General features: G+C 42.0%; 16 protein-coding genes. 10 read left to right on the top strand and 6 right to left on the bottom strand.

Features of this window, described 5'->3' with window-relative positions; genetic code table 11:
* The first annotated feature begins 211 nt into the window (after window positions 1-211).
* Complete coding sequence (locus ACFG4S_RS03975) at window positions 212-1,558, top strand: response regulator (protein WP_392533572.1); 1,347 nt, start codon at window positions 212-214, stop codon at window positions 1,556-1,558.
* A gap of 466 nt (window positions 1,559-2,024) precedes the next feature.
* Here ACFG4S_RS03975 and ACFG4S_RS03970 read toward each other — a convergent pair whose 3' ends face one another.
* Together ACFG4S_RS03970 and ACFG4S_RS03965 are read right to left on the bottom strand one after the other, a co-directional pair.
* Window positions 2,025-3,704 (bottom strand): ATP-binding protein, encoded by a 1,680-nt coding sequence (locus ACFG4S_RS03970; RefSeq protein WP_392533571.1) that lies wholly within the window; start codon window positions 3,702-3,704, stop codon window positions 2,025-2,027.
* Window positions 3,705-3,706: 2 nt separating this feature from the next.
* Window positions 3,707-9,616: a PAS domain-containing protein gene (locus ACFG4S_RS03965; RefSeq protein ID WP_392533570.1), complete on the bottom strand. Its 5,910-nt coding sequence runs from the start codon at window positions 9,614-9,616 to the stop codon at window positions 3,707-3,709.
* A 188-nt stretch (window positions 9,617-9,804) separates the two neighbouring features.
* Between ACFG4S_RS03965 and ldpA the strand changes: the two genes are divergently transcribed.
* Complete coding sequence (gene ldpA / locus ACFG4S_RS03960; RefSeq protein ID WP_392533569.1) at window positions 9,805-10,950, top strand: circadian clock protein LdpA; 1,146 nt, start codon at window positions 9,805-9,807, stop codon at window positions 10,948-10,950.
* A 212-nt stretch (window positions 10,951-11,162) separates the two neighbouring features.
* The gene (locus tag ACFG4S_RS03955; RefSeq protein WP_392533568.1) at window positions 11,163-12,899 is read left to right on the top strand and encodes a R3H domain-containing nucleic acid-binding protein; all 1,737 of its coding nucleotides are present in this window, start codon (window positions 11,163-11,165) and stop codon (window positions 12,897-12,899) included.
* Window positions 12,900-12,985: 86 nt separating this feature from the next.
* Here ACFG4S_RS03955 and ACFG4S_RS03950 read toward each other — a convergent pair whose 3' ends face one another.
* The gene (locus tag ACFG4S_RS03950) at window positions 12,986-13,234 is read right to left on the bottom strand and encodes a hypothetical protein (protein ID WP_392533567.1); all 249 of its coding nucleotides are present in this window, start codon (window positions 13,232-13,234) and stop codon (window positions 12,986-12,988) included.
* 434 nt (window positions 13,235-13,668) lie between these two features.
* Here ACFG4S_RS03950 and ACFG4S_RS03945 point away from each other — a divergent pair, with 434 nt between their 5' ends.
* Window positions 13,669-14,859, top strand: a complete 1,191-nt coding sequence (locus tag ACFG4S_RS03945) for a tetratricopeptide repeat protein (RefSeq protein ID WP_392533566.1) — start codon at window positions 13,669-13,671, stop codon at window positions 14,857-14,859.
* Between the two features lie 927 nt (window positions 14,860-15,786).
* Here ACFG4S_RS03945 and ACFG4S_RS03940 read toward each other — a convergent pair.
* Window positions 15,787-16,170 carry a beta-lactamase hydrolase domain-containing protein gene (locus ACFG4S_RS03940; protein ID WP_392533565.1) on the bottom strand — a complete coding sequence of 128 codons (384 nt, stop codon included), beginning with the start codon at window positions 16,168-16,170 and terminating at the stop codon, window positions 15,787-15,789.
* 340 nt (window positions 16,171-16,510) lie between these two features.
* Between ACFG4S_RS03940 and ACFG4S_RS03935 the strand changes: the two genes are divergently transcribed.
* Both ACFG4S_RS03935 and ACFG4S_RS03930 read left to right on the top strand, forming a co-directional pair.
* Window positions 16,511-16,762, top strand: coding sequence for a hypothetical protein (locus tag ACFG4S_RS03935; RefSeq protein ID WP_392533564.1), 252 nt, complete (start codon window positions 16,511-16,513; stop codon window positions 16,760-16,762).
* Between the two features lie 712 nt (window positions 16,763-17,474).
* Window positions 17,475-18,707: a cysteine desulfurase-like protein gene (locus ACFG4S_RS03930; RefSeq protein WP_392533563.1), complete on the top strand. Its 1,233-nt coding sequence runs from the start codon at window positions 17,475-17,477 to the stop codon at window positions 18,705-18,707.
* Between the two features lie 108 nt (window positions 18,708-18,815).
* Here the strand turns inward: ACFG4S_RS03930 and glp are convergent, their stop codons facing one another.
* Entirely contained in the window at window positions 18,816-20,090 is a 1,275-nt protein-coding gene (gene glp, locus ACFG4S_RS03925) for a gephyrin-like molybdotransferase Glp (protein ID WP_392533562.1), read from the bottom strand.
* 157 nt (window positions 20,091-20,247) lie between these two features.
* Window positions 20,248-20,895 (bottom strand): PEP-CTERM sorting domain-containing protein, encoded by a 648-nt coding sequence (locus tag ACFG4S_RS03920; RefSeq protein WP_392533561.1) that lies wholly within the window; start codon window positions 20,893-20,895, stop codon window positions 20,248-20,250.
* A gap of 107 nt (window positions 20,896-21,002) precedes the next feature.
* Here ACFG4S_RS03920 and ACFG4S_RS03915 point away from each other — a divergent pair, with 107 nt between their 5' ends.
* The 4 genes from ACFG4S_RS03915 (at window position 21,003) to ACFG4S_RS03900 (ending at window position 24,323) form a co-directional block, all read left to right on the top strand.
* Window positions 21,003-21,560 (top strand): RDD family protein, encoded by a 558-nt coding sequence (locus tag ACFG4S_RS03915; RefSeq protein WP_392533560.1) that lies wholly within the window; start codon window positions 21,003-21,005, stop codon window positions 21,558-21,560.
* A gap of 43 nt (window positions 21,561-21,603) precedes the next feature.
* Window positions 21,604-21,798 (top strand): 50S ribosomal protein L33, encoded by a 195-nt coding sequence (gene rpmG, locus ACFG4S_RS03910; protein ID WP_094333178.1) that lies wholly within the window; start codon window positions 21,604-21,606, stop codon window positions 21,796-21,798.
* Between the two features lie 2 nt (window positions 21,799-21,800).
* Window positions 21,801-22,016, top strand: coding sequence for a 30S ribosomal protein S18 (gene rpsR, locus ACFG4S_RS03905; protein WP_012411240.1), 216 nt, complete (start codon window positions 21,801-21,803; stop codon window positions 22,014-22,016).
* 246 nt (window positions 22,017-22,262) lie between these two features.
* Window positions 22,263-24,323, top strand: coding sequence for a ribonuclease catalytic domain-containing protein (locus ACFG4S_RS03900; protein WP_392533559.1), 2,061 nt, complete (start codon window positions 22,263-22,265; stop codon window positions 24,321-24,323).
* Window positions 24,324-24,482: the final 159 nt, after the last annotated feature.

Here is a 24,482-nt window from a genome sequence, read left to right as displayed (position 1 = left end):
CGTGCTATCTAGTATACTGCTGTAACTGGGCTTTTAGCTTCGCAAGTTTCCTAACTGGGTCATAGCTTTCATTTTCTGTAAAACTCTCCAAGTACTGTGAAAGTTAAACTATAAATATAACTATTTCGGCGAAATTGAGCAATATTGTCAGGGTGATTTCAAATCAGCATTTACTATCCTTAATCCTCATAAACATAGTTTTTCATAAATAATGGATTTAAATCAAACTAACCATCATAAAAGAAATATTTTGGTGGTAGATGATACCCCAGATAATTTGCGACTTTTGTCGGCAATGTTGACTGCACAAGGCTTTGAAGTTCGCAAAGCCTTAAATGGAAAAATGGCACTGACTGCTTGTCAAATGGTTTTGCCAGATGTTATTTTGCTCGATATCAATATGCCAGGTATGGATGGCTATCAAGTTTGTCAACAACTCAAAGCTGACGATAAAACTTGCGAAATTCCAGTGATTTTTATTAGTGCCCTTGATGATGTTGTAGATAAGGCAAAAGCTTTTGATGTTGGCGGTGTAGATTATATTGCCAAGCCTTTTCATGGAGCAGAAGTTGTGTTGCGAATTGAAAATCAGATTAATTTACGTTTGCTGCAAGTTAAACTACAAGAAAAAAACTTTTTACTTCAACAGGCTCTTGACAATTTAAAAGCGGTTCAAGTTCAACAAATTCAAAACGAAAAAATGGTAGCATTGGGACAGTTAGTAGCTGGAATTGCTCATGAAATTAATAACCCGATCAGTTTTATTTATGGGAATCTCCAATATGCTGGTCAATATGTCCAAGACCTAGTAAATATAATTGAGGTCTATCAACAAGAATATTCAAAACCCACAGTAAAAATTCAGCAAATAGCCAAAGACATAGACCTAAATTTTGTGATTAACGATCTGCAAAATTTAATAGGTGCAATGTATAGAGGTTCTAATCGCATTCGGGAAATAGTACTGGCACTACAAAATTTTTCTCGACACGATGAATCCGACATGAAACAGGTAAATATCCATGAAGGTATTGAAAACAGCTTAGTAATGTTACAGCATCGATTGAAGGAAACAGTAGATCGCTTGGCAATTGTTGTAGTTAAAGATTATGGTAACTTACCTCCAGTTACCTGTTATGCAAGTGAACTAAATCAAGTATTTATGCATTTGTTGAATAATGCGATTGATGCTTTAGAAAATGGAGTGGGGATAAGGGGTAATCCGGAATGGAGAGATGGTGGAATAAGAGAACAAGGGGATGATGGAAATGACCCATGCCCCATGCCCCAAATTCGGATTTGCACAGAGATGGTAGACTCGAATATGGTCAAAATTGCGATCGCCGATAATGGCGTTGGAATAGAAGAGTCATTGCTAGGGCGTTTATTTGATCCATTTTTTACTACAAAACCAGTGGGCAAAGGTAGCGGGTTAGGATTGTCCATTAGCTATCAAATCATTGTCCAAAAACACCAAGGAAAAATCACCTGTAACTCAGTTATTGGACAAGGAGCAGAATTTGCGATCGAAATTCCCATCAAACAATCTGAGCGTTAATTGAAAGTGATATCAATTTGAAAAAAGAATGCGACAAATAGACCATGCTGTAGAGCTGACTTTTCACCTCATGTGGAAAAGCTAACGATTGACCTAACCTCCTAGCCCCCTTCCGGTTTCGGGAAGCAGGGTGGTTTCATACGAAAAAAGAAAAATACATAAGTCTTGATTTCTCGTTTTGTCTCCAGCCTTTTTCCCTCTCTCCAAACCTCTCCCCCACGGGGGAGAGGCTTTGAAACCCAATTTTAGTTTTTCTCTGTTTGTATGAAACCACCCTGCTCTTCCGGAAACGGGAAGGGGGAAAATTCAAAGTCTCTCTCCTTGTAGGAGAGAGATTTAGAGAGAGGTTTTCCACATACCGTGAAAAGTCAGATCAAAATCACATTAAATTACTGTTGAGTGTTTGAATTTTCACCACACTTTGAGTTTAACAGTTGATTAATTGGTTGTGTCAGATATTTGGTAATTACTTTGAGAAGCTCCAGGGCAGTTGAACTATGAAACTTGTCCAGCCCTGATAACTAGTAACTTCAATAGTGCCTTGGAGATATTGTACTAATCTCTTAACCAATGCTAAGCCTAATCCTGTGCCACCATATTGGCGGCGATCTCTCTGGCCAACCTGATAAATCTGGTCAAAGACTTGAGATTGTTCTTGTCTCCTATTTTTTGAAATCTGGTAAAACGGGTCAAATATTCTAGATTGTTCTTCTGGAGAAATTTCAACCCCAGAGTTGCTAATTGTGATTTGAAAAAAGGGAATTTGAAGATTATTTGCTTGGCTAGATTCAGTATCTTTATTTATGAGATTTTTTGTGATATGAACGATCTCGATACTTATCCTAATCTGTTCATTAGTAGGAGTGTATTTACAAGCATTATTGAGTAACTCTGAGATAATTTCAGTTAGGCTAGCCAAGTCTGAAACTAAAGGTGGTAAATCTGGAGGGATGCTAATTTGCAACATCTGTTGTTTATCTTGAACACGTGCTTCAAAAGCCTCGACAATATGAGGAAGCCAGTTTTGGAGTTGAATTAAAGTTAATTCCAATGGATACGCATCTGCATCAATCATTCGCAGATGCAGCAAATCGTCTACCAAATCTAATTCTTGTTCGCATTGGTCACGCATAATGCTTAGATAACGACCGGCAATCTCAGAGTTAACAAGTGTATCTGCATTTAAAACGGGCTGCCGATCTAAAATATTTTCTAGCACACTGATTGCCATTTTGATGTTTGACAATGGCGTTCGCATTTCATGAGAGGTAGTTAGTAAAAAATCTTCCTTTAATTTGTTTAATTTTTCTAGTTCTGCCACTTGAATTTCTAATTGTTTAGCACGTTCAGTAGCGATATTGCGTTCTTCAATTAGCCGTCGTCGCGTGTCATCCCGAAAAACTAGTACGGCTCCTGTAATTCGACCCTGATTATTTCTTAGGACAGTGGCACTATCAGCTACTGGAACAGTTGTCCCGTTTTTACTAACGAGTAAGACACGACTGCCTAAATAGATAACAGTTTTTTGTTGGAGGGCGGCGATAATTGGATTTTCTACAGTCATCTGAGTTTGTTCGTCAATGAGTTGAATGATTTCAGTTAACATTTTGTCTTTGGCTTCATCCCATTGCCACCCTGTCAGAGCTTCAGCTACCTGATTGATGTATTTAACATGTAATTCAGTATCTACTACAATCACCCCATCACCCATACCTCGAAGCACAGAAGTCAAAAATTGCTCGCGATTGTAGCGATTGAGTGCTGTTTGTATGGCAACATAGAGTTCTTGCTCTTTGATGGGTTTAAGAATATATCCAAAGGGGGATGTGAGCGTTGCCCGCTCCACAGTACTCTTATCTGAGTGGCCTGTAACGTAGATAATAGGAATTTGCAAACGAAGCCAAATTTGCTCTCCTGCCTGAATACCGTCCATTTCACCCCGTAACCGAATATCCATCAGAATCAAGTTAGGGAGCAACTCAGTTGCTTTTTCAATAGCCATTTGTCCGGAATCGGCAATATCTAAAACAGTGTATCCCAGAGACTCTAAGTTTTCTTGTAAGTTAATAGCAAGAATATATTCATCTTCAACAATTAGGACTCTAACTGTTTCTTTCGTCGATGTGTTTGATGGGGTGTTCATCATGTTTATGTCCGGCTGTTTGTAAAACTAATTTTGAATTGTGTTCCCTGGTGACAATGAATTTCCAGCTTTCCCCTCAGCTGTTTGACTAAACCCTGGACAAGAGTTATACCGAGCGTTTTAGCTTTCTTGGTATCAAAATTTTCCGGTAACCCGATACCATTATCTCGAATAATGAGTATCAAGGTACACTCTGATTCTTGATAAAACTTAACCTCAATTTCTCCTCCACGATTATCAGGAAAGGCATATTTCAAAGCATTAGAAATCAGTTCATTGATAATCAAACCACAAGGAATAGCAGCCTCAATGTCGAGGTTAGCATTATCAACTTGAATCTTTAGTTGAATTTGGCTGGAACTGACGTTATAAGAATCAAATAAATGAGTTGTTAAATCTGGGATGTATTGAGCAAAATCTATATCAGCGAGGTCTTCAGAGCGATATAACTTTTCGTGAACTAGGGCGATAGAAGCAATGCGGTTTTGGCTATCGCGCAGAATTGCAGTTACCTGAGGATCTTGTGTACGTCTGCACTGCATTTGTAGCAAACTGCTGACAATTCCTAAATTATTCTTCACACGATGGTGAATTTCTTTGAGTAATACTTCTTTTTCTTTGAGGGAAGCTTTGATTTTTTCCTTTGCTTGCTTTTGCTCAGTTATATCTTGTTGGACAGCGACAAAGACGCTGCCATACTCAGGATGTTCAAAGACAGAACAAATTGCACTACACCAAAAGGGAGTGCCATCTTTCTTAACATTATGAACTTCATAAGTGGCTTCACCATGTTGTAAAACAGCATTCCTAATCGCCTGATTTACATCTTCAGGTGTAGTATGTCGATCGCCATAATTCACAATCGATACATGCTGACCAATTAATTCACCAGTATCATAGCCAAACATCTGCTCGAATTTAGGATTGGCGTAGACAATAATGGCATCAGTGGCTCTAACCAGGCAAAGTCCCTCAGCCATGTTTCGGGTAATTACTGCTTGCAGTTCTAGCATTTGTTCGGCGCGTTTGCGATCGCTTATTTCCACAATTACAATACCGATGCCAATTGGTTGCTCGGTTTCAGACTGAATGGGAAAATAGGAAGCTAACCAAGTCCTTTTCACACCAGGGAATTTGGCAGTTTCGCCGCTGATTTCCAAATCCAGAATCGGTTTACCTGTGGTTAAAACATGTTGAAAGGCAGGTTCTAGCTGTGGCGCCAAATTAGGGATAATTTCCCATACAGTCTGACCAATATGTGCTGCTGCCGGAATCCCATTCATCTCTGCTAATGCTTGATTAATCAATGTGAAACGCAGTTGGCGATCGAGTACAGTCAGACCAACGGGTGCGCTGCTGATAAAAGCATCTAATAACTGTTGTTTATGAGCCAGTTCTCGCTCCAGAATTTTCCGTTCTGTGATATCAATCGCCACCCTACCAACTAACTTTTGTGCAGACAATCCCAGAATGGGAAACTTATATACCAAGAACTCACCAATGCTACCGTCTGGTCGGGGAGCAACTTCGATTAGCTCAAGTACCTGATTTGTCTGTATAACTGTGTGAATGTGATCGAAATGCTTCTGAGCAATTTCAGCTGGGTAGAGTTGATAAATGGATTGGCCGATCACCTGTTCGGGTCGTAAGTTAAATGTTCGCAAGTATGTTTGGTTTAAGTAAAGTACACGCCCCTCTGGATCGGTGATCCAGGCCAGCACCGGGCTGTTATTCATAAATGCTTGGAACCGGGCTTCACTTTCTCGCAGGGCTGCCTCTGCTTGTTTCTGAACGCTGATATCAATAATTACACCTAACATTCGTATAGCTTCCCCTGCTTCGTTATAAACACCGCGTCCTTTGCCAGTCAGCCAGTGAATACTGCGATCGGGGTAAATTACACGATATTCAGCTTCATAATTAATATGCTCTGCTAGGGCGTTGAATAAAGCCTGTTCAACTCGGTCAACATCCTCTGGATGAATAGAATTACACCATAGTAGATACTTCTCTGTTGATCTTTCTGGCTCCAACCCCAGCAAGCGAAAATGGTTGTCGTTCCAGATAACTTCACCTGTTTGAATATTCCAGTCCCAAGTACCGATATAGTTAAATTCCAACGTTAGTCTCAGTTGTTCTTCACTTTTGGCTAAAGCTGCTTCGGCTTGCTTGCGTAAGCGAAGCTCATCGTAGACATCGCTGATATCCCGATGAGTACCAGTCATCCGCAGAGGGTTACCCTCTTCATCTCGCATAACAACTTTACCGTAGTTGGCAATCCATTTATATTCGCCCGATTTAGTTTGGAGTCGATAGTCAAATTTGTAAGGTACTGAACTATCCTTTAAGTGTTCTGCTAAATTTTGCTCTACCCAACGCAGATCCTCTGGATGAACTAATCGGTTCCAAGTACTCAAATCCTGGGGAAGTTCATCAAGCCCGTATCCGAGCATTTCTAAATAGCGGGGGCTGTAATACACCTCTCCAGTGAGAATATTCCAATCCCACAAACCATCCCCAGATGCTTCAAGTGCTAATTGTAATCTTTCTTCACTTTTTCGCAGGGCTATTTCTGCCCGTTGACTCTCTTCTTCAACATGTTTACGCGCAGTAATATCTGTGACTCGTACTAAATTCATCACATTGCCAGCAACCGTAATTTGTTTGGCGGCAATATTTCCCCAAAAGGAATTCCCTTGCTTGGTGACATATTCAATTTCTCGACTCCAAAACCCTTGCTGTTTAATTTCTTCGGTTATGGAGTCTAACTCATCAAGAGTGAAGTGTTGTTTTTGCAGTGTATGAACTTCGATATTAATCAGTTCAGCTTTGTTAGAGGCTGCAAATAGCTTCACTGCTCGTTCATTACATTCAGTGGTGAGTAATGTTTCTATATCCACCAAAAACAGCGCGTCAGCAGACTCATTATAAACAGCTTCTAGCAGGTCGCGGCTTTTGGTGATTTCTAATTCAGTTTGTTTGCGTTCTGTAATATCTAGAATAGATCCCAACAGCTTAACTGCTTGTCCTTGAGGATTGTAAGCTATCTCTGCTCTAGCCTCAAGGTAACGGACTGAGCCATCTGGTCGGACAATTCGATACTCAATATTGAAAGGAATTTCTTGAGCGATGGCGCGTTCAAAATTGGTTTGAAACAGTTCGCGATCCTCTGGGTGAACCATCTGGAGGAATTCTGGCTGGGTCGGTTCGCTTTGAGTTGGATTTAGACCAAAAATACGAAAAGTTTCCCTTGACCAGCAACGCTTTTTCGTTTCTAAGTTCCATTCCCAACTGCCGACATGGGCGATCTGTTGAGTCGTGGCTAGCTGTGCTTCACTTTGTCGGAGTTTTTCCTGAGCTTGTTTGTATTCGGTGATATCCGCAAGTGAACCCACCAATCGCACTGGATTTCCTTGCTCATTCCAAATACCTTTGGCGCGGGATCTAACCCATAGGTAGCTGCCATCCTTATACCGCAGACGATACTCAACGTTATAATCTGAAACTTGCTGGAGCAAATAAGCTTCTTGTGCAGCCATCACTCTGGTATAGTCATCAGGGTGAATGCGATTACTCCACTCATCATCGCGATCGCTAATTTCGTTGGGTTCGTATCCTAAGATGCTGAACCAACGTGCAGATCGGAAGGTTTGATTCGTAGAAATATCCCAATCCCAAATTGCTTCATTAGTCCCGGCGATCGCTAATTGCCAACGTTCTTCACTTTGGCGCAAGGTTTCTTCCGCTTTTTGGCGATCGCCCAGGGCAACTTCTCGTTCGTTCACATCTTGGGCAGTACCATAAAGGCGAATCACCTGTCCATCGGCGTTAAATTCTGCATGTCCAATGCCCTCGAAGTAGCGATGAGAACCATCTGGCTGGGGTACACGGAGAATCTCTTTATAGGACTCACCTGTGGCGATCGCTCGCTCAACAGCTTGGTGCAATTTCTTCCCATCTTCAGGATGATACAATTGGAGATTTTCTTCATAGTTTGGCTCAAGAAGTGCGGGTTCTCGATTGAAGAGGTCGAAAAGCCCCTTCGACCAGGTAATTTTGCCGCTAGCAAGTTCAAATTCCCAATTGCCAAGGCGAGCAACTCGCTGGGATTCTTCTAGCAAAGCTTGACTCTTGCGTAGTGTTTCTTCGGTACGCTTAAGGTCGGTAACATCTACTACCAGTCCATCCCAAGCCACACGCCCATCAGACAATTGACGTGGTGTAGAACGAAAATGGAACCATTTCAGATTACCCCTGGGCGTTTGGATTCGCAGTTGAATATCAAACACAGACAAATTCAGGCGGGACTCTTCAACGGCTGCCTGTAGGCGGGGGATATCTTCTGGGATAAACTGACGATAAAGCAGAGATGAATCTCTAAGTGCATCTTCTACCCTGACTTCCATCAGTCTTTCAATTCCCCCACTCAGGTAGGAAAAGCGATCGCTACCATCCAGTTCCCGAATTACTCGATAAACTGCGCCATTGGGCAGATTATCTCCAATCAAGGACAACATTAGCTCACGCTCATGCAAGGCAAGTTCTGTTTGTTTGCGTTGAGTGATATCTCGCCCTTCTGGAATCAACAAAACCACTTGACCGATTTCGTTTTGCAGCGGACGCAGGGAAAAATCGATTGTTGCTACTTGGTTATTTGCCCCCAAAACATCAACTTCATAACGGATAAACTCCCCTTTGGCTGCAAGGGCGATCGCTTGTTTTAATTTTTCTTGGGTTTCCGATGAAATTGTCCACCAGTGTGCTTCCCAAAAGGGACGATTGACAACATCTTCTAGCTTCAGTCCACCAAAACTTAATGCAGTTTGGTTTGCTTCTAGAAGAATGCCACTTGGTGTTAGTAAACCTGTGAATTGGAAAGTATTATTAAAGATAGCGCGAAATCGGCGATCGCTTTCCTGTAGTGCAGCAGTGCGTTCCTGTACTTTGGCTTCCAACTGAGTGTTGAGAGTTTGCAGATGGTCGTAGAGTTGGGCTTGTTGAATGGCGATCGCTTGTTGAAGTGTCAGTTGTTTGAGCAATTCTACCTCAAATGTCTGCCATTCCCGGGGAGCAGAACATTGATGCACAATAAAAAGCCCCCATAGAGAAAGTGCTGAAGTTCCAGACTTTTCTACCAGAATAGGGACAACTAAATTCGCCTTTACTTGAAACTGTTCTAAAACTTGAATATGGCAGTCACTTAAACCCACTTCGTAGATGTTCGCCGCTGTCCAAATTTTTCCTTGGTGGTATTCTTGTGCCTGGCTTTCTTGAAAACAGGTATCTTCAATTTCCAGGCCTAAACTTGGTGTCCATTGAGGTAACACCGACTCCGCCACAACCTTACCACTCATTTCAGGTGTGATTTGATACACTATTACCCGATCGGCTTTGAGTAACTGGCGAACTTCTTTAACACTAGTGGCAAGGATATCTTGAAGCTTCAAAGATTGGCGAATATTCAGAGCGATCGCTCCTACTAGGCGTTGTTGTTCCTGCCGTTGTTCGATTTGCCGCATTAGCTGCATTCGTTCGATTACCCCATGAACTACTCGGCGCAAACTTTTACTAGTCAGTTTTCCCTTGACTAAATAATCTTGTGCCCCGCTTTTCATGGCTTCCACAGCGATGGTTTCGTCCCCCTGCCCAGTCAATATAATTACTGGAATTTGATTGCCGGGGATTTGCCTTTGTAACTCAGTGAGAAATTCCAGCCCATCTAAATCTGGCAATTGGTAATCCAACAAAATCAGATCCGGTATTTGTCCTTGACAACCTTGCAGCGCCTCATGCCCAGACTCAAATTCGTAAATATTGTAAGTGTAGCGATCGTCCCGCTCCAACAAGCGTCGATATAAAGCTCTGTCTTCAGCAGAGTCTTCGACAAAAAATACAGTTATTGAATGGACTCTCATGTATATCGACCTCCTAAGAAAGAAAGGTAGGGGAGATGAGGGGAACAAGGGGACAAGGAAATAAACACAACTCCTCACTCCTAACTCAGCACGGGCTAAACGCCCCGCTATTCATGTACAGCACTCCTAACGCCCCTTGCCCAATTTTATTGATCGCAGACTACTATTTTTAGTCGCATAATAGAAAAGTGACCAATCTGTTCGCTCCTTTACAATCTCTCAAACAAGGTCACTGGTTCAAGCTCATCTGCGGAGCCAGTTTCCAACATCTCCCAGCAGTCAGAAGTTTAACCTTAGCCTATACTTTGGCGGGTGCTGACTGCATAGATGTCGCAGCTGATCCAGCAGTGATTGCAGCAGCTCAAGCAGGGCTAGAAGCAGCTAGAGATTTGACTAAAGATGCCCAAAAGCGAGGCTTTGGCTACAAAGGCAACTTACCCTTTTTGATGGTCAGCTTGAATGATGGAGAAGATCCCCATTTTCGGAAAGCAGAATTTAATTCTACACAGTGCCCTACCGATTGCCCTAGACCCTGCCAAAGGATTTGTCCAGCACAAGCAATCGTGTTTAACAGTATAAAAGAAGACTTTTCAGGAGTAATAGCGGAAAAATGCTACGGCTGTGGTCGTTGTATACCAGTTTGTCCATATGATATAATTTATACAAGTTCATATATGTCAACGCCGGGAGCGATCGCGCCATTGGTAATCTCAACGGGAGTAGATGCCGTAGAAATCCATACACAAGTCGGGCGGTTGGCAGAATTTGAACGATTGTGGCAAGCAATTTCACCGTGGGTCGATGAACTAAAGGTAATAGCCATCAGTTGTCCCGATGGCGAGGGAATGACTGACTACCTGAAAGCACTGTATGACCTGATTACCCCACTCAAGAGTGCTTTAATTTGGCAAACCGACGGTCGCCCCATGAGCGGTGATATTGGCGATGGCACCACAATAGCAGCAGTGAAATTAGGGCAAAAAGTTTTGGCAGCTAAATTACCCGGATATGTGCAGTTAGCAGGCGGCACGAATAGCTATACTGCTGCCAAGTTAAAGGCAATGGGATTGCTGAAGAGAGGGGGACAAGGGGGACAAGGGGGACAAGAGGGAATTTCTCCCTTGTCTCCCCCCTCCTCTATTTCCGGCATTGCCTACGGTAGCTACGCCCGTGTACTGCTGTCACCGATTCTCGAACAGTTAGAGAATAAGGAGGTAAGTAACACCACTGTTAAGGCGACTCTTCGCCTAGAAGAAGATGAAGTATTACTTTGGCAAGCTGTAGAGCTAGCCCATTCTCTTGTTTCCCAGATCAAATCACAGCAGAAGCGTTAATCGCTCTAAGATAGAAGTATGTTTACTCTCTCAATTCTGTTGTCAGGAAAGAGGAAATGAGCATTTGTTAAGTATGGTTGATGAGCATGAAAATATACCAAAAAATCATCCTCAAATACCGAAAGTAGGATATTTGAGCATTACGTGAGCATTTGAGAGCAATTAAAAGCTGAAAGTATCGATTTACCGTTGTTTCCGTCACCATAGAAAGCATGACGATTACAGACGATCTCCAAAAGTTATTAGACATTTTGCCCCAAGACCTGCGACAAGTACTAGAGAGTCATCCCAAACTAGATAGTTTGGTGGAAGTGGTCTTAGATTTGGGTCGTCGTCCAGAAGCTCGCTTTCCTAATCAAGCCGAGTATCTGAGCGAAACACCCGTTACTCAAGAACAGATAGATGATTGCATTCAACGAGTTGGAATCTTTGGCGGAGATAATCGGGCAGGAATTGAGCAAACTTTGCATCGGATCAGCGCCATCCGCAACCGCACTGGCAAGATTATTGGCTTGACCTGTCGCGTCGGTCGGGCGGTGTTCGGAACCATCGGCATGATCCGCGATTTGGTAGAAACGGGTAAATCGATTCTCATGCTGGGGCGTCCTGGTGTGGGCAAAACTACTGCGTTACGGGAAATTGCCCGTGTTTTGGCGGACGATCTCAACAAGCGAGTAGTAATTATTGACACCTCCAACGAAATTGCTGGGGATGGTGATGTTGCTCACCCCGCCATTGGTCGCGCTCGGCGGATGCAAGTAGCTCATCCAGATCAACAGCATCAAGTGATGATTGAAGCAGTGGAAAACCATATGCCAGAAGTCATCATCATTGATGAAATTGGCACAGAACTGGAAGCTTTAGCGGCTCGTACCATTGCTGAACGGGGTGTACAGCTGGTAGGTACTGCCCACGGTAATCAGATTGAAAACCTGATTAAAAACCCCACCCTGGCTGATTTAGTTGGGGGTATCCAAGCTGTGACTCTGGGAGATGACGAAGCCAGACGCCGAGGCTCTCAAAAGACTGTTTTGGAGCGTAAAGCCCCTCCTACCTTTGAAATTGCTGTGGAAATGTTGGAACGCCAACGCTGGACAATACACGAAAGTGTTGCTGACACAGTAGATAATTTGTTGCGGGGGCGTCAGGCTAGCCCACAAACCAGAACCGTTGATGACCAGGGCAAAATCGCTGTTACACGGCAGTTAGCTGTTGTTAACGGTCGTGGTGGACAACTAACCACAGGGGAAGAATCTTTCGGATCGGCGCGACAGTCTAATGGCTGGCGTTCATCTGGACAAATGGTAGCACTACCCCAGTTGCCCGTAGAGCGGGAGCGGGTGACTGGGCGAAGCGAGTTTGACCGCTTGTTGGATGAATCTTTCAATTATTCAGAAACCATTGATTTGGGTGCCACTAGGCACGCAGGACCAAATGGCGAAGATTTGCCCCTGCATATTTATCCCTATGGCGTCAGCCGCCACCAACTGGAACAGGTAATTAGCGTCTTAACTTTACCTGTGGTATTGACAAAAGATATAGATAGTGCTGACGCAATTTTAGCACTGCGATCGCACGTCAAAAACCACGCCAAATTACGCCAAATGGCCAAAGCCCGTCATGTGCCTATCCACATGATTAAATCCAGCACCATTCCGCAAATTACCCGTGGCTTGCGGCGGTTGCTGAATCTCGACGATCCAGAAATGGGCGACGACCGAGAACTAGAACTGTTTTTGCACAGTGCTAGCGATGACGAGATGGACGCCCTCGAAGAAGCCAGACTTGCTGTAGAGCAAATTGTAATTCCTAAGGGACAGCCAGTGGAGTTATTACCGCGTTCTCCCCAAGTTCGGAAAATGCAACATGAGTTGGTAGAACATTATCGACTCAAGTCGCACAGCTTTGGTGAAGAACCAAATCGGCGTTTGCGGATTTATCCGGCGTAACCTCACCCCCAACCCCTCTTCACAGCGGAGAGGGGATGTAATAACAATTCGCAATTCTCAATTTTTAGATACAAACTTAAATTTAATTATGCTTTATCAATGGGTAATCCTAACCAGTCATTTAGTTCAGTAGCTAACCAATCAAGTTCATCTTCAGATACTAAAGATATAGAAATCCTGTATTTAGATTCCCCAGCCCAAATAATAATTTCAGATTCATATATACTACCTAAGTAGTCAGGTGCATATTCAGGTAAAGAACGAAGTTTTATTTGGCGTTTAATACGTTCTAACTTGTTAATATCTTGCCGGAGATTAGAGTTTTCTTCATACATCTTCACTCCCAAGTATTTGATGACTTAAAGAAATTTTTTGCTGATTAATCTCTAGCCGTGTATTTGCCAACATCTTGCTAATTTCCGTGTCTGGGAAAATGTTTATCGATTAGAGATTGTACGCCCATACGCTCTATTTGAGTTAGAAGTATAGGTATATCATCGACTCGTTCGTTTGTGATTATGGGTTCAGTAGCCATCAGTGCGAACATATATCTAATGGAGTCTTTTTAGGAATATGTCCTTTGGTATACTTTTGACTATCTACTTTTCCTAACTCATTAAAAAATGAGCGAACGGGAGTCATAACTCGGAACTCGGAACGGGCTAAACGCCCCGCTAACGGAACTGTTTTACCCCATACCCAATTCCCAATTGCCAATTTTAAAGACAGTAAATTAAATGACGATTAGCTTATGAGTTTGAGTCTGTGCATGATTGTGAAAAACGAAGCTGCAACACTGCCTAAATGCTTGAGCAGTGTGAACAAAGTGGTAGATGAAATGGTAGTGTTAGATACAGGCTCAATCGATCGCACTCCCTATATTGCTCAACAGTTGGGTGCAAAAGTCCATCATTTTAAATGGTGCGATGACTTTAGTGCTGCTCGAAATGCTGCTTTAAAATATGTCAGTGGTGATTGGATTTTGGTCTTAGATGCTGATGAAACTCTCACGCCAGGAATTATACCGCTATTGCGAGACGCGATCGCTAGAGACGAATATCTGTTAATCAACCTTGTCCGCGAGGAAGTTGGCGCAGAACAATCTCCCTATTCTCTCGTTTCGAGATTATTCCGCAATCATCCAGATATTCGCTTTGACCGTCCTTACCATGCCTTGGTGGATGATAGCGTGTCAGCAATTTTAACCAAAGAACCACATTGGCAGGTAGGCTATTTACCAGGTGTCGCAATTCTCCATTCAGGATATCAAAAAAGTGCGATCGCTCAAAATAACAAATATGCCAAAGCCGCAGCGGCAATGGAAGGATTTCTCGCTACTCATCCTCATGACCCCTATGTTTGCAGTAAATTAGGAGCATTGTATGTGGAAACTGGCAAAATTTCCCAAGGGATGGAGTTGTTGAGACGAGGATTAAAGCAGATGAGTGAAACTCACCCAGGTAACGACGAAAATTACGATATTTTGTATGAACTCCACTATCATTTGGGTATTGCCTACAGCCGCTTAAAAAATTTACCACAGGCTATTTCTCATTATCAAGCGGCCATTAAATTGCCAATTTATCCGATCCTCAAATTAGGAGCATACAACAATCTGGGTAACTTACTCAAAGCAGCAGGAGATTTCAATGGTGCAAAAACTGCTTACGCCGCAACGTTGAAAATTGATCCGAGTTTTGTTTTTGGACATTATAATCTGGGGATGACATTTAAAGCATTGGGTTTATTTATAGATGCGATCGCTTGTTATCAAAATGCAATCAGCTTAAATCCCAACTATGCCGAAGCGTATCAAAATTTAGGCGTAGTCTTGCTGAAAGTTGGCAATCATCAAGAAAGTTTAACAGCTTTTAAAAAAGCGATTGCCCTTCATGAAAAGTATAATCCCCAAGAGGCGAATAGACTACGCCAAGGATTGCAAGAAATGGAGTTGATATAGAACACATTTGACATCGAAGAAGCGACTGCAAGGCTTTTCAGCATCAGTCTAATAAAAAAAAGATTGACCAAAACAATTAGACTTCTTGCAGAAGTCGGGAAAAGGGGAAGGTGGGTTCCCAAGAAGGGGATAAGGGGCGGGGGAAAGGGGGAAAGGTTTTGTATTTTCCCCTTCCCCTTTCAATACTTTTCGGGTTTTGGGGGAAAGGGGAAAGGGGAAGGGTTTGAATTTCCCTTTCCCCATTACCCTTTAACCTTTACCCAGACCAAAAGAGAGATTATTGGGTTTAACCGAAAAGTATTGCTTCCCCTTTAACCTTTTCCCCAAACCCACCTCTTGCAAAAAGCACTTTTGCAAGAGGTCTATTGTTAATTTCCAATATCCGGGTGTAAGGGAAATTATGAAAGTCTAAACCCCACACCCTGTCCCTTTTTCCAGATGATGTGAAAAATCATACTAATTCAGGAAGTTTTTAGACCTCTTGCACAAGTCGCTCAGGAAGATTTCATTTGGGGGAGAGAAAGCTCGTAATTGTAGAGAGTAGCAATCAGATTAAACCTTAAACTAAATCTTTTTCGGCGATTTAAGTAAGAGACAAAAATTTTAAATACCTTCAGATGACGATTTACATGGTCATCCAAAACTCAAATTCTGGCTAATTCTTGATTTCTCTTTTTATCCTGATAACTTAATTTATCTCCTCGAGGCATTTTCTTGGGAATCCGACTATTGCTATGTAGTTTTTAAATACCTTGATAACCTTTATCTCGTAAACACTCACTGTTTTCTTCTAACCTGACTTCAGTCTTTTTAAATATACGAAAATCATGCTCTCTACCTTTGGTTGTCGAGAAACGATTTATCACTATTTCTACAAGTGTTTTGGTCTTATCTGAACTGGATTGAATTATGACTCATAATTTATCGCTATATCAACCCTAAATTAATAACTTTTTCTAGTGCCTTTTCAAATGTCATACCCTGTTTGATGGCAATATACAGTAATACTATTGTGGCTGAACGAATTGAATTATCACAATGCATTAAAATCGGTTTTGGTAACTCAACAATAGCTTGAAATATTTGGAGCATATTTTGATAATTAATGTCTTCAGTTTTTAACGGGAAGTTCAAATAGTATAATCCCAAAAGCTCGGTTTTCTCCTTTTCATTAAGCAGTAAACCCATTTCGTCGGACAAACGAAGGTTAAGTATAGACTTATAACCCTCCTCAGCGATTTGTTCTAACTGATTTAGTGTAATCTGTCCAGCGATCGCTAATTCATGATTAATTTTCCTAACAATATTCATCAGCAGGATTATCCCCATTTTGCCGACGTGTTATCTACAGTCTCAATTTAGGAAAACATTTTGAGGAAGTTGTGAGGGAATCATTACAAATTGGGCATATAGCAATGGAATATTTTTTGGGTTGTGACAAGGCCTTCATTTTAGTTAAATAACCTGTGGTCATTACTCAATAAATATGTATAAATATTATAAAAATAATAAGTATTTTAAATTTCCTCACAACTTACTCATATTCTGACACTATAGTCAAAATATAAACACTTTGTTTTAAGTAAGCGGGGAGTTGTCAACTGGCTGCTCTAATTTGCAATAACCTTTTTATTAACAGGATTTGAAAAATATGAATTACTGTCCTTGCTGTTCTGGCTTACTTTTAGAACATGTACGCGGTAGACAAACTTACTGGTTTTGTCGCCACTGCTGGCAAGAAATGCCTGTTTATAATTGGAATGAATCTAGTTCGTTTGCAGAGGCTGTCATAGGGAAAATACTTACAACATCTCAAAAATCAGAACGTAGCAATAGTACTGTCTACGCAAGCCAACGCCAATCAATTAGCGGATGGATAGGGATACAAGAGTTGTCTGCCTAATACTTGTTACTTAAAACGCAAAAAGTATAATTCATTTCATTACTGTATGACAGTAATGAATTGCGATAAACGATGAGGCTATAGCCGACTCACAAGGTATTACCTGGCACAAATAGAAAAAAGCAAGGGAGAGTGAGAGACACAGCGACGCCAATAAGGAACTCCCAAATAAAAAAATAATCAATCTCTTTGGCAAGCTGTTCTTGAGCAGAGGAGGAAGAATACAATTATGGTCTTCGCTCTGAAAAATGGATAATTTAATTTTTGGATGTCCCTAAACAATCAAACATTCCTTTTCCCCATCTTCTTTTTCCCATACCCAATGCGTTTTTAATCAAAAAGCTTGATTGCTTAGAGTCTATTTATAAAGTAAATATTAAGTAGAGTGTGTCCTAGTTGTCTAGGAGTTTGAGGGTTTGAGAAAGCCTAATTTACCCTTAACATTTACTTTATAAATGGTCTCTTAAGTAAGTTAGGACTTACGCAAGTGTCACAAAAAATTAAAACTTTTAGTTTGTACTAATGCCTGAAGCCCTGATTTTGAGGACTAAAGTCCTCTCTGCAAGACGCTGCGCGTAGCTTGCTTCCCTGGAGGGGTACACTACAAACTCAAAATAATATGCCAGTTAAATAAAAAAGGATATAGATGCTCTCTGGGCGACTTGCTAAAAGGTAGGCTAGGGTAAAGAACATTATTTAGAGGATTTCTACCATGCTCCTTAATATTGATAAAGTTCGTCAATATTTTCCTGCCCTAGCTGGTGAATGGACTTTTTTTGATAACGCTGGCGGATCGCAAACTCTCAAAAAAGTAGTAGATAGAATTAGCGAATTTCTCTTGACTTCTGATGTTCAGTTAGGAGCTTCTTATGGAGTTTCCCAACTTGCAGGAGAACGATTAGCTTTAGCAACTAGGGAAATAGCTACTTTTATTAACGCCAATTCTCCTAAAGAAGTGGTGATGGGTCCATCTACTACAATGATGTTGAAAGTTCTCTCAATATGCTTGGGTCAAACCTTCAAACCTGGTGATGAGATTATTGTTACTAATTGTGACCATGAGGCTAATATTGGTGCTTGGATTGCTCTGCAAAAACAAGGAATAAAGGTTAAAATGTGGCAAATTCGCCCAGATACCTTGGAACTTGATTTAGCAGATTTAGAGCCATTAATGAGTCAGCGGACAAAATTAGTAACCTTAACTCATGCTTCTAATGTTCTAGGGACTATTAATCCGATTAAAGAAATTGCTGCCTTTGTACACGATCGCGGTGCAATGATTTGTGTCGATGGCGTAGCTTATGCACCACACAGATTAGTTGATGTTCGAGATTTAGATGTTGATTTCTATGCTTTAAGTTTTTATAAAGTCTATGGGCCACATCATGCCTTACTTTATGGAAAAGAAGAACATTTATTAAAATTGCCTGGTCTCAACCATTATTTTATTGAACAAACAGATATACCTTATAAATTCCAACTAGGAAATGTGAATTTTGAATTAAGTTATGGCATGTTGGGTTTATGTGATTATCTCAGTGAGTTAGCACAACTGCACTACGACAATCAGACTGCGCCTGATTTGAGAAATCAGATGGTGCAAGCATTTGATTTAATTAGCATACATGAAGAAAAGATTAGCGATCGCCTACTGAATTACCTCAACAGCAAATCTAACGTGCGAGTGATTGGTCAATCAAAAGCTGACCGCCAATTCCGTGTGCCAACTATATCTTTTGTCGTAAATGGAATCAATAGCTCAACTATTCCGGCAAAAGTTGACCAACATCATATCGGAATTCGCTACGGAGACTTTTATGCTAAACGGCTAATTGAATATTTAGGGTTAGCGTCCCAAGGTGGAATCATTCGGGTGAGTATGGTACATTACAACACCCTTGACGAAGTTAACAGTTTGATTGAGGCTTTTGAGCAGATATTTTGATATGGGGCGTTAGGCGTTAGGAGTGCTGTACATGAATAGCGGGGCGTTTAGCCCATGCTGAGTTAGGAGTTTTGTTTATCTCCTTGTCTCCTTGTCCCCTTGTCCCCTTTACCCAAGCCGCAAAACTTGCACTTCTTCTTGGGGAGAAATTAATGTTTTACCCACTGGTAGAACAGCTAAGGCATTGGTTTGAGCTAAATTAACTAAATTACCAGAACTGTGACTACCACCAGCTTTGTGAAATTCGTAAACTCCATCAATTAAATGCAATCTACCCCAAAGGTAAGTTTCACACTTACCATCCGATCGCAATTCATGATGCGATCGCACTTTCAGAAAGACTGGTTCCCAATCTCCAGTAATTCCTGAAAGTTTTTTGATGGCTGGCTGCACAAAACGCCAAAAAGTTACTAATACAGATGCCGGATTTCCTGGTAAACCAAAGTAGAGTGTTGAGTTTTGAGTGGGGAGTAGGGAGTAGGGAAGTTGGGGATTAGGGACAACGGGGAGTGTGGCGACAGTGAGGGGTTTACCTGGCCTGATGTCTACAGCACTAATGTGGATTTTGGCTTTGAGTGATTCGAGAATTTTGTCTATATAGTCATAATCTCCCACTGAAACACCACCGGAAGAAATAACTATATCAGCGATCGCAATGGCATGAGTCATGACTTTCTCAAGGGCAACTGGTTCATCTTTGACAATGCCTAACACTAATGGTTTTGCCCCACTTTCTCTGACTAAAGCTGCCAGCGCATACTGGTTAGAATCAACAATTTGCCCTGGTTGTAATGATTCATCAACTGTTACCAACTCGTCACCAGTAGAAAAAATTGCCACACGCGGACGACGGTAAACATTTAATTGCGAACATTGTGCTGCTGCTAACACCGCAATTTCTGGGGCATTTAATTTAATACCCGCTGGTAATAGTTGTGTCCCAGCTTGGTAAAAAGATGCTTTATGTCTGACAAACTCTTGCGGTTTTGGCGCAGCCAAGATGAAAACGCGGTTTTGTTCTCGGCGTGTCTTTTCTTGCATAACGACAGTATCTGCACCTACTGGCATCAGGGCACCTGTGAAAATCCGCGCCGCTTGTCCTGGCCCAATCGCAGACTTGGGCTGATACCCCGCCGGAATGTCTTCAACAATTTCCAAGAGGGTTGGTTTTTCGGCGCTAGAGTCCTGCACATCTTCGTATTGGACTGCATACCCATCGATCGCCGAGTTATCCCAATGGGGAAAATCTAGGGGACTGGTGACAGGTGTTGCCAAAATTCGACTATCGGCTGCTAATAAATCGACAACTTCTGTATCTCGTCGGTTATCCAACGGCTGCACTAAATCTAAGATAATTGCTTGTGCATCACTGATTGATCGCATAGCGATCGCCTCCGGCTTTTTTCTTGATCCTTCAATGTAACAAAGTTTAGGGGCTTAATTCCCATACTTCTACAGGCAGTAAGTTTTCATACCTAATTAAAATCGCAGTTACAAAACGGAATTACGAATTGGTTTAACCAGTTCTTTGAGCCACTGATTAATTGAGATAGTAGCGGAATTTACGCCGTATTGGATTAGTTTTTTTCTGCTTGAGGGTAAATCCCAAACTACACACTGCTAGTAAACCTATAATTATGCTTCCTTCGGGTACTTTGGATACCTGAACTGAATCGTTACTTAAATCTAGTATTTGTTTTGTGCCTACTGCATCTCTATTATTCAAACCAAATTCTTTAGTGAGAACCTCATTACTGAAACCTTCATCTATGAGTGCCAGATTATTATTGAGCCACGTGTCACCAGAAAGGTTATCATCCTTGCCAACATCAAATGGACCAAAGATTTGCTCTTGAGTGTTATTAAAGTTGAATCTCAAAAAACTGTAGTTAGATACACCATTAACCACTGGAGTTAAACTATTTATGAGATTATTCAACGGATCGAAGAAGGAAATTGAGAGCGACTGCAAGTTCTTCGTAGTTCCCAAACCTGCTTCCGAAATAATGTTGGGAGCAGTTGTTGTATCGTAGTTGAATGAACCTTTAGCTAAATAACCACTGTCTCCTTTCCAGTTAAACTTGAATTCAGCAGCCCGAGTTAGGTCATTAGTGGTGATGGCGATCGCTAACACTAAACCTGTAGTGGTCACGATCCTAATAGCTGTTTTATTAAACAAATGTGTCATAGATACAACTCCTAAATTAATTAAAATTAAGTTTCTCCAACAATTTAATCTAAAAAACACCAGTAATCATTATTTTTCCACCCCTAAATAAAAATACTTAACTTTGTATGACCATCGAACGAGTTCCGCAAAAACACTATCCCAAGGCTGATATTGGGCGGCGAGGTATGGCATTGGGGCTAGATTTTTTTGTCGTCTGGTTAGTTAGTTCCCTACTGGGAAGCAGCAATATCGGGATTCAATTTGTTGAAATCTTAGTTTTTGTCATACTTTGGCTGGTTTTGCGGGTGTTGCTGGTATACAACAATAAAGGGCAAAGTTTAGGGCGTTGGGCATTCGATTTAAAGGTGTTGGAAGTCGATGATGGACAAGTTATGGGCAGAATCCCAGATTTACAGGCGCTAGTGAAGCGAGAGGCGATCGTTGGTTTGGGTGCGCTTTTAGTGTCAATTGCCTTAAGCAACATTACAGCCAATCCCACTGCTATACTGCTAGTATTTCCCTTAGGGATTGATTGTGGTACTGCCTTTTCTGATGCTCAGATGCAGCAGGCCTTACACGATCGCTATTGTGGAACTTTCATCGTTTCGTCCCGTCGTGGCTACTCGCTGGATATAAAAATCAAAAGATTAGTTGAAAATATACGGCGTAAGATGATAAAATAGTCATTTGTGTTAATTCTCTTCAGGCTTTACTGTTTGTAAGATTATGGCTAAGAGTAAAGGTGCCCGCATAATTGTGACACTAGAGTGTACCGAGTGTCGGACAAATTCAGACAAGCGTTCTGCTGGTGTTTCACGTTATACCAGTACCAAGAATCGCCGCAACACCACTAACCGGCTAGAACTGAAAAAGTTCTGCACCCACTGCAATAAACATACCGTTCACAAGGAAATTAAGTAGAGATGAGCTATTTCCGTCGTCGCCTTTCTCCCATTAAGCCAGGAGAACCGATAGATTATAAAGATGTTGATTTGTTGCGTAAGTTTGTCACCGAGCGGGGCAAGATACTGCCACGTCGGATTACTGGGCTTACGTCTCAGCAACAGCGAGAATTGACATTAGCAATTAAGCGATCGCGGATTGTGGCTTTGTTGCCATTTATCAACGCAGAAGGCTAAAACAATTTTGGATTTGGAATTTTGGATTTTGGATTATCAAAGAGAAGCTGCATTGAAATAAACATCTGGCTTTGTCTTTCTGAGTCCAAAATCTCAAATCTGAATCAGACAGTGTAAAATAGATTGCTGCATAAAAAAACCGTTGGAGTTAGGATTTAACACCAGTTATCAAATCCAAAATCCAAGTTGTGCTATCAGCGCAACAAAGGTGTGAATAAAATCTAAAAATACTAGAGTGCGAGAGTTGTGGAGAAGGGGACGCTAGTTGAATTTAGGGTTCAAGGCGATCGGCGTCTGGGCATCGTAGAACGTCCAGACGGTAAAACCCGCTGGTTTGTGGTAGACGAACGTGGTCAATCCCACAGCCTCGCGCCAAGACAAATAACCTATACCGTAAACGGACAGACCTACAAGCCTTCAGAGATTGTCAGCTTTCTAGAGCAGGTCAAGCCTTATTTAGATCCATCTAGCTTAGAAGTGGCTTGGGAATTATTGGTTGAAGATGGGGAAACAATTACCCCAGACCAAATGGCAAATTTGCTATTTTCGGAATCAGCCGCGCCTTATTGTTACGCCGCTTATTGCTTGTTATCAGACGACAAACTCTATTTCAAGCAAAAAGGAGACGCTTACGAAGCCCGAACTGCTGCTCAAGTAGCAGAACGCAAGCACCAGATGGAAGTAGAGGCACTCAAAGCTAAGGGACAGCAGGAATTTTTAATTCGGGTAGAGCAGGCGCTCCAAGGTGAAGCAGTTGAGTGGGGGCGGCACGATCGCCAGCGCTTAGAAGGACTAGAAAAATATGCAGCACTGCTTGCTGATACCATGCGAATGGGAGTCAACTATGACTCTCTCGCTCGCGCCTATCCTCCCAGCGCTCCAGTATTAGAAACTATGACTATGCTGGGACGGCCGACAACACCCCAAGGAGCCTTTCAACTGTTGGTAGATTTGGGTTTATGGAGTCCTCATGAAAATTTGTTCCTGCGTCGTTCTTCAATTCCGATTCAATTTCCTCATAAGGTATTAGAAGTGGCGCAACAACATTTGGATTTCCCGCCGATTGACTCAGATACAAACCGCTTAGATCTAACTCAACTGAAGGTGTACACCATTGATGATGAAACTACCACAGAAATCGACGATGGTCTGAGTTGGGAAATACTCACAGATGGACGGGAACGCGTATGGGTACATATCGCCGATCCCACTAGATGGTTAGTGCCAGAAGATGAATTAGACCTAGAAGCCAGAAAGCGGGGTAGTACAGTCTATTTACCTACGGGAATGATCCCCATGTTTCCAGAGATATTGGCAACTGGACCAATGAGTCTGGTACAGGGACGGATTTGTTGCGCTCTCAGTTTCGGGATTGTTTTAGGTACAACTGGGGTAGTAGAAGATTACAGCATTCATACCAGCTTGATTAAGCCGACTTATCGCCTCACCTACGAAGATGTCGATGAAATGCTGCAATTAGGGGTACAAGCAGAACCAGAAATTGAAGCGATCGCCACATGGGCACAGCGGCGGAAAACTTGGCGTTATGCCCAAGGAGCCATTAGCATCACCATGCCGGAGGCGACGATCAAAGTCAAAGGTGACGAAATCAACATTGATATTTTAGATGATTCGCCATCGCGGCAACTAGTGGCAGAAATGATGATTCTTGCCGGTGAAGTTGCGGCTCGTTACGGTAAAGCTAATAACATACCTCTGCCCTTTCGCGGTCAGCCACAACCGGAATTACCTCCAGACGAAGAATTACTCCAGCTACCAGCCGGATTTGTTCGCGCTTGCGCCATGCGTCGTTGTATGCCCAAGAGTGAAATGAGCATTACGCCTTTGCGTCATGCCGGTTTGGGCTTGGATACCTACACGCAAGCAACTTCTCCCATTCGTCGCTACAGTGACTTGCTTACCCACTTCCAACTTAAAGCCCACTTGCGGGGTGAAGTTCTGCCCTTCTCAGCAGAACAACTGAAAGAAGTGATGATGACTGTCACCAGCATCACCCAAGAAGTGACAATGGTGGAACGACAAACTAATAGATATTATGCTCTAGAGTATTTGCGCCGTCATACCGAGCAAGTTTGGCAGGTAACAGTATTGATGTGGCTACGGGAAGACAGCAATTTAGCCCTAATTTTGTTAGAAGATTTAGGCTTGCAATTACCAATGGTCTTCAAGCGTTCTGTGAACTTAGGCGAACAGATATTAGTAAAAGTTAGTCACGCTGACCCACAAAAAGATATGATCCAATTCCAGGAAATAATTTATCAAGAAGCCCAGTCAGTAATGAATTAACGAACTACGAATTACGAATTATTTGAACCTTACGACAACTCCTTTCAGTATATATATGGGGCAAAATTGAGACCATTTGTAAAGACGCGATGAATCGCGTCTTGAATCAAGGGTATGTTGCAATCATTAATTGAATTGGTATTACAAAAGTAGGCTGGT

This window comes from Nostoc sp. C117 (genome assembly GCF_043099735.1).
Taxonomy (GTDB): domain Bacteria; phylum Cyanobacteriota; class Cyanobacteriia; order Cyanobacteriales; family Nostocaceae; genus Nostoc.
The sequence above is the reverse complement of the archived record's forward strand: the minus strand, read 5'-3'. Positions and strand labels throughout refer to the sequence as shown.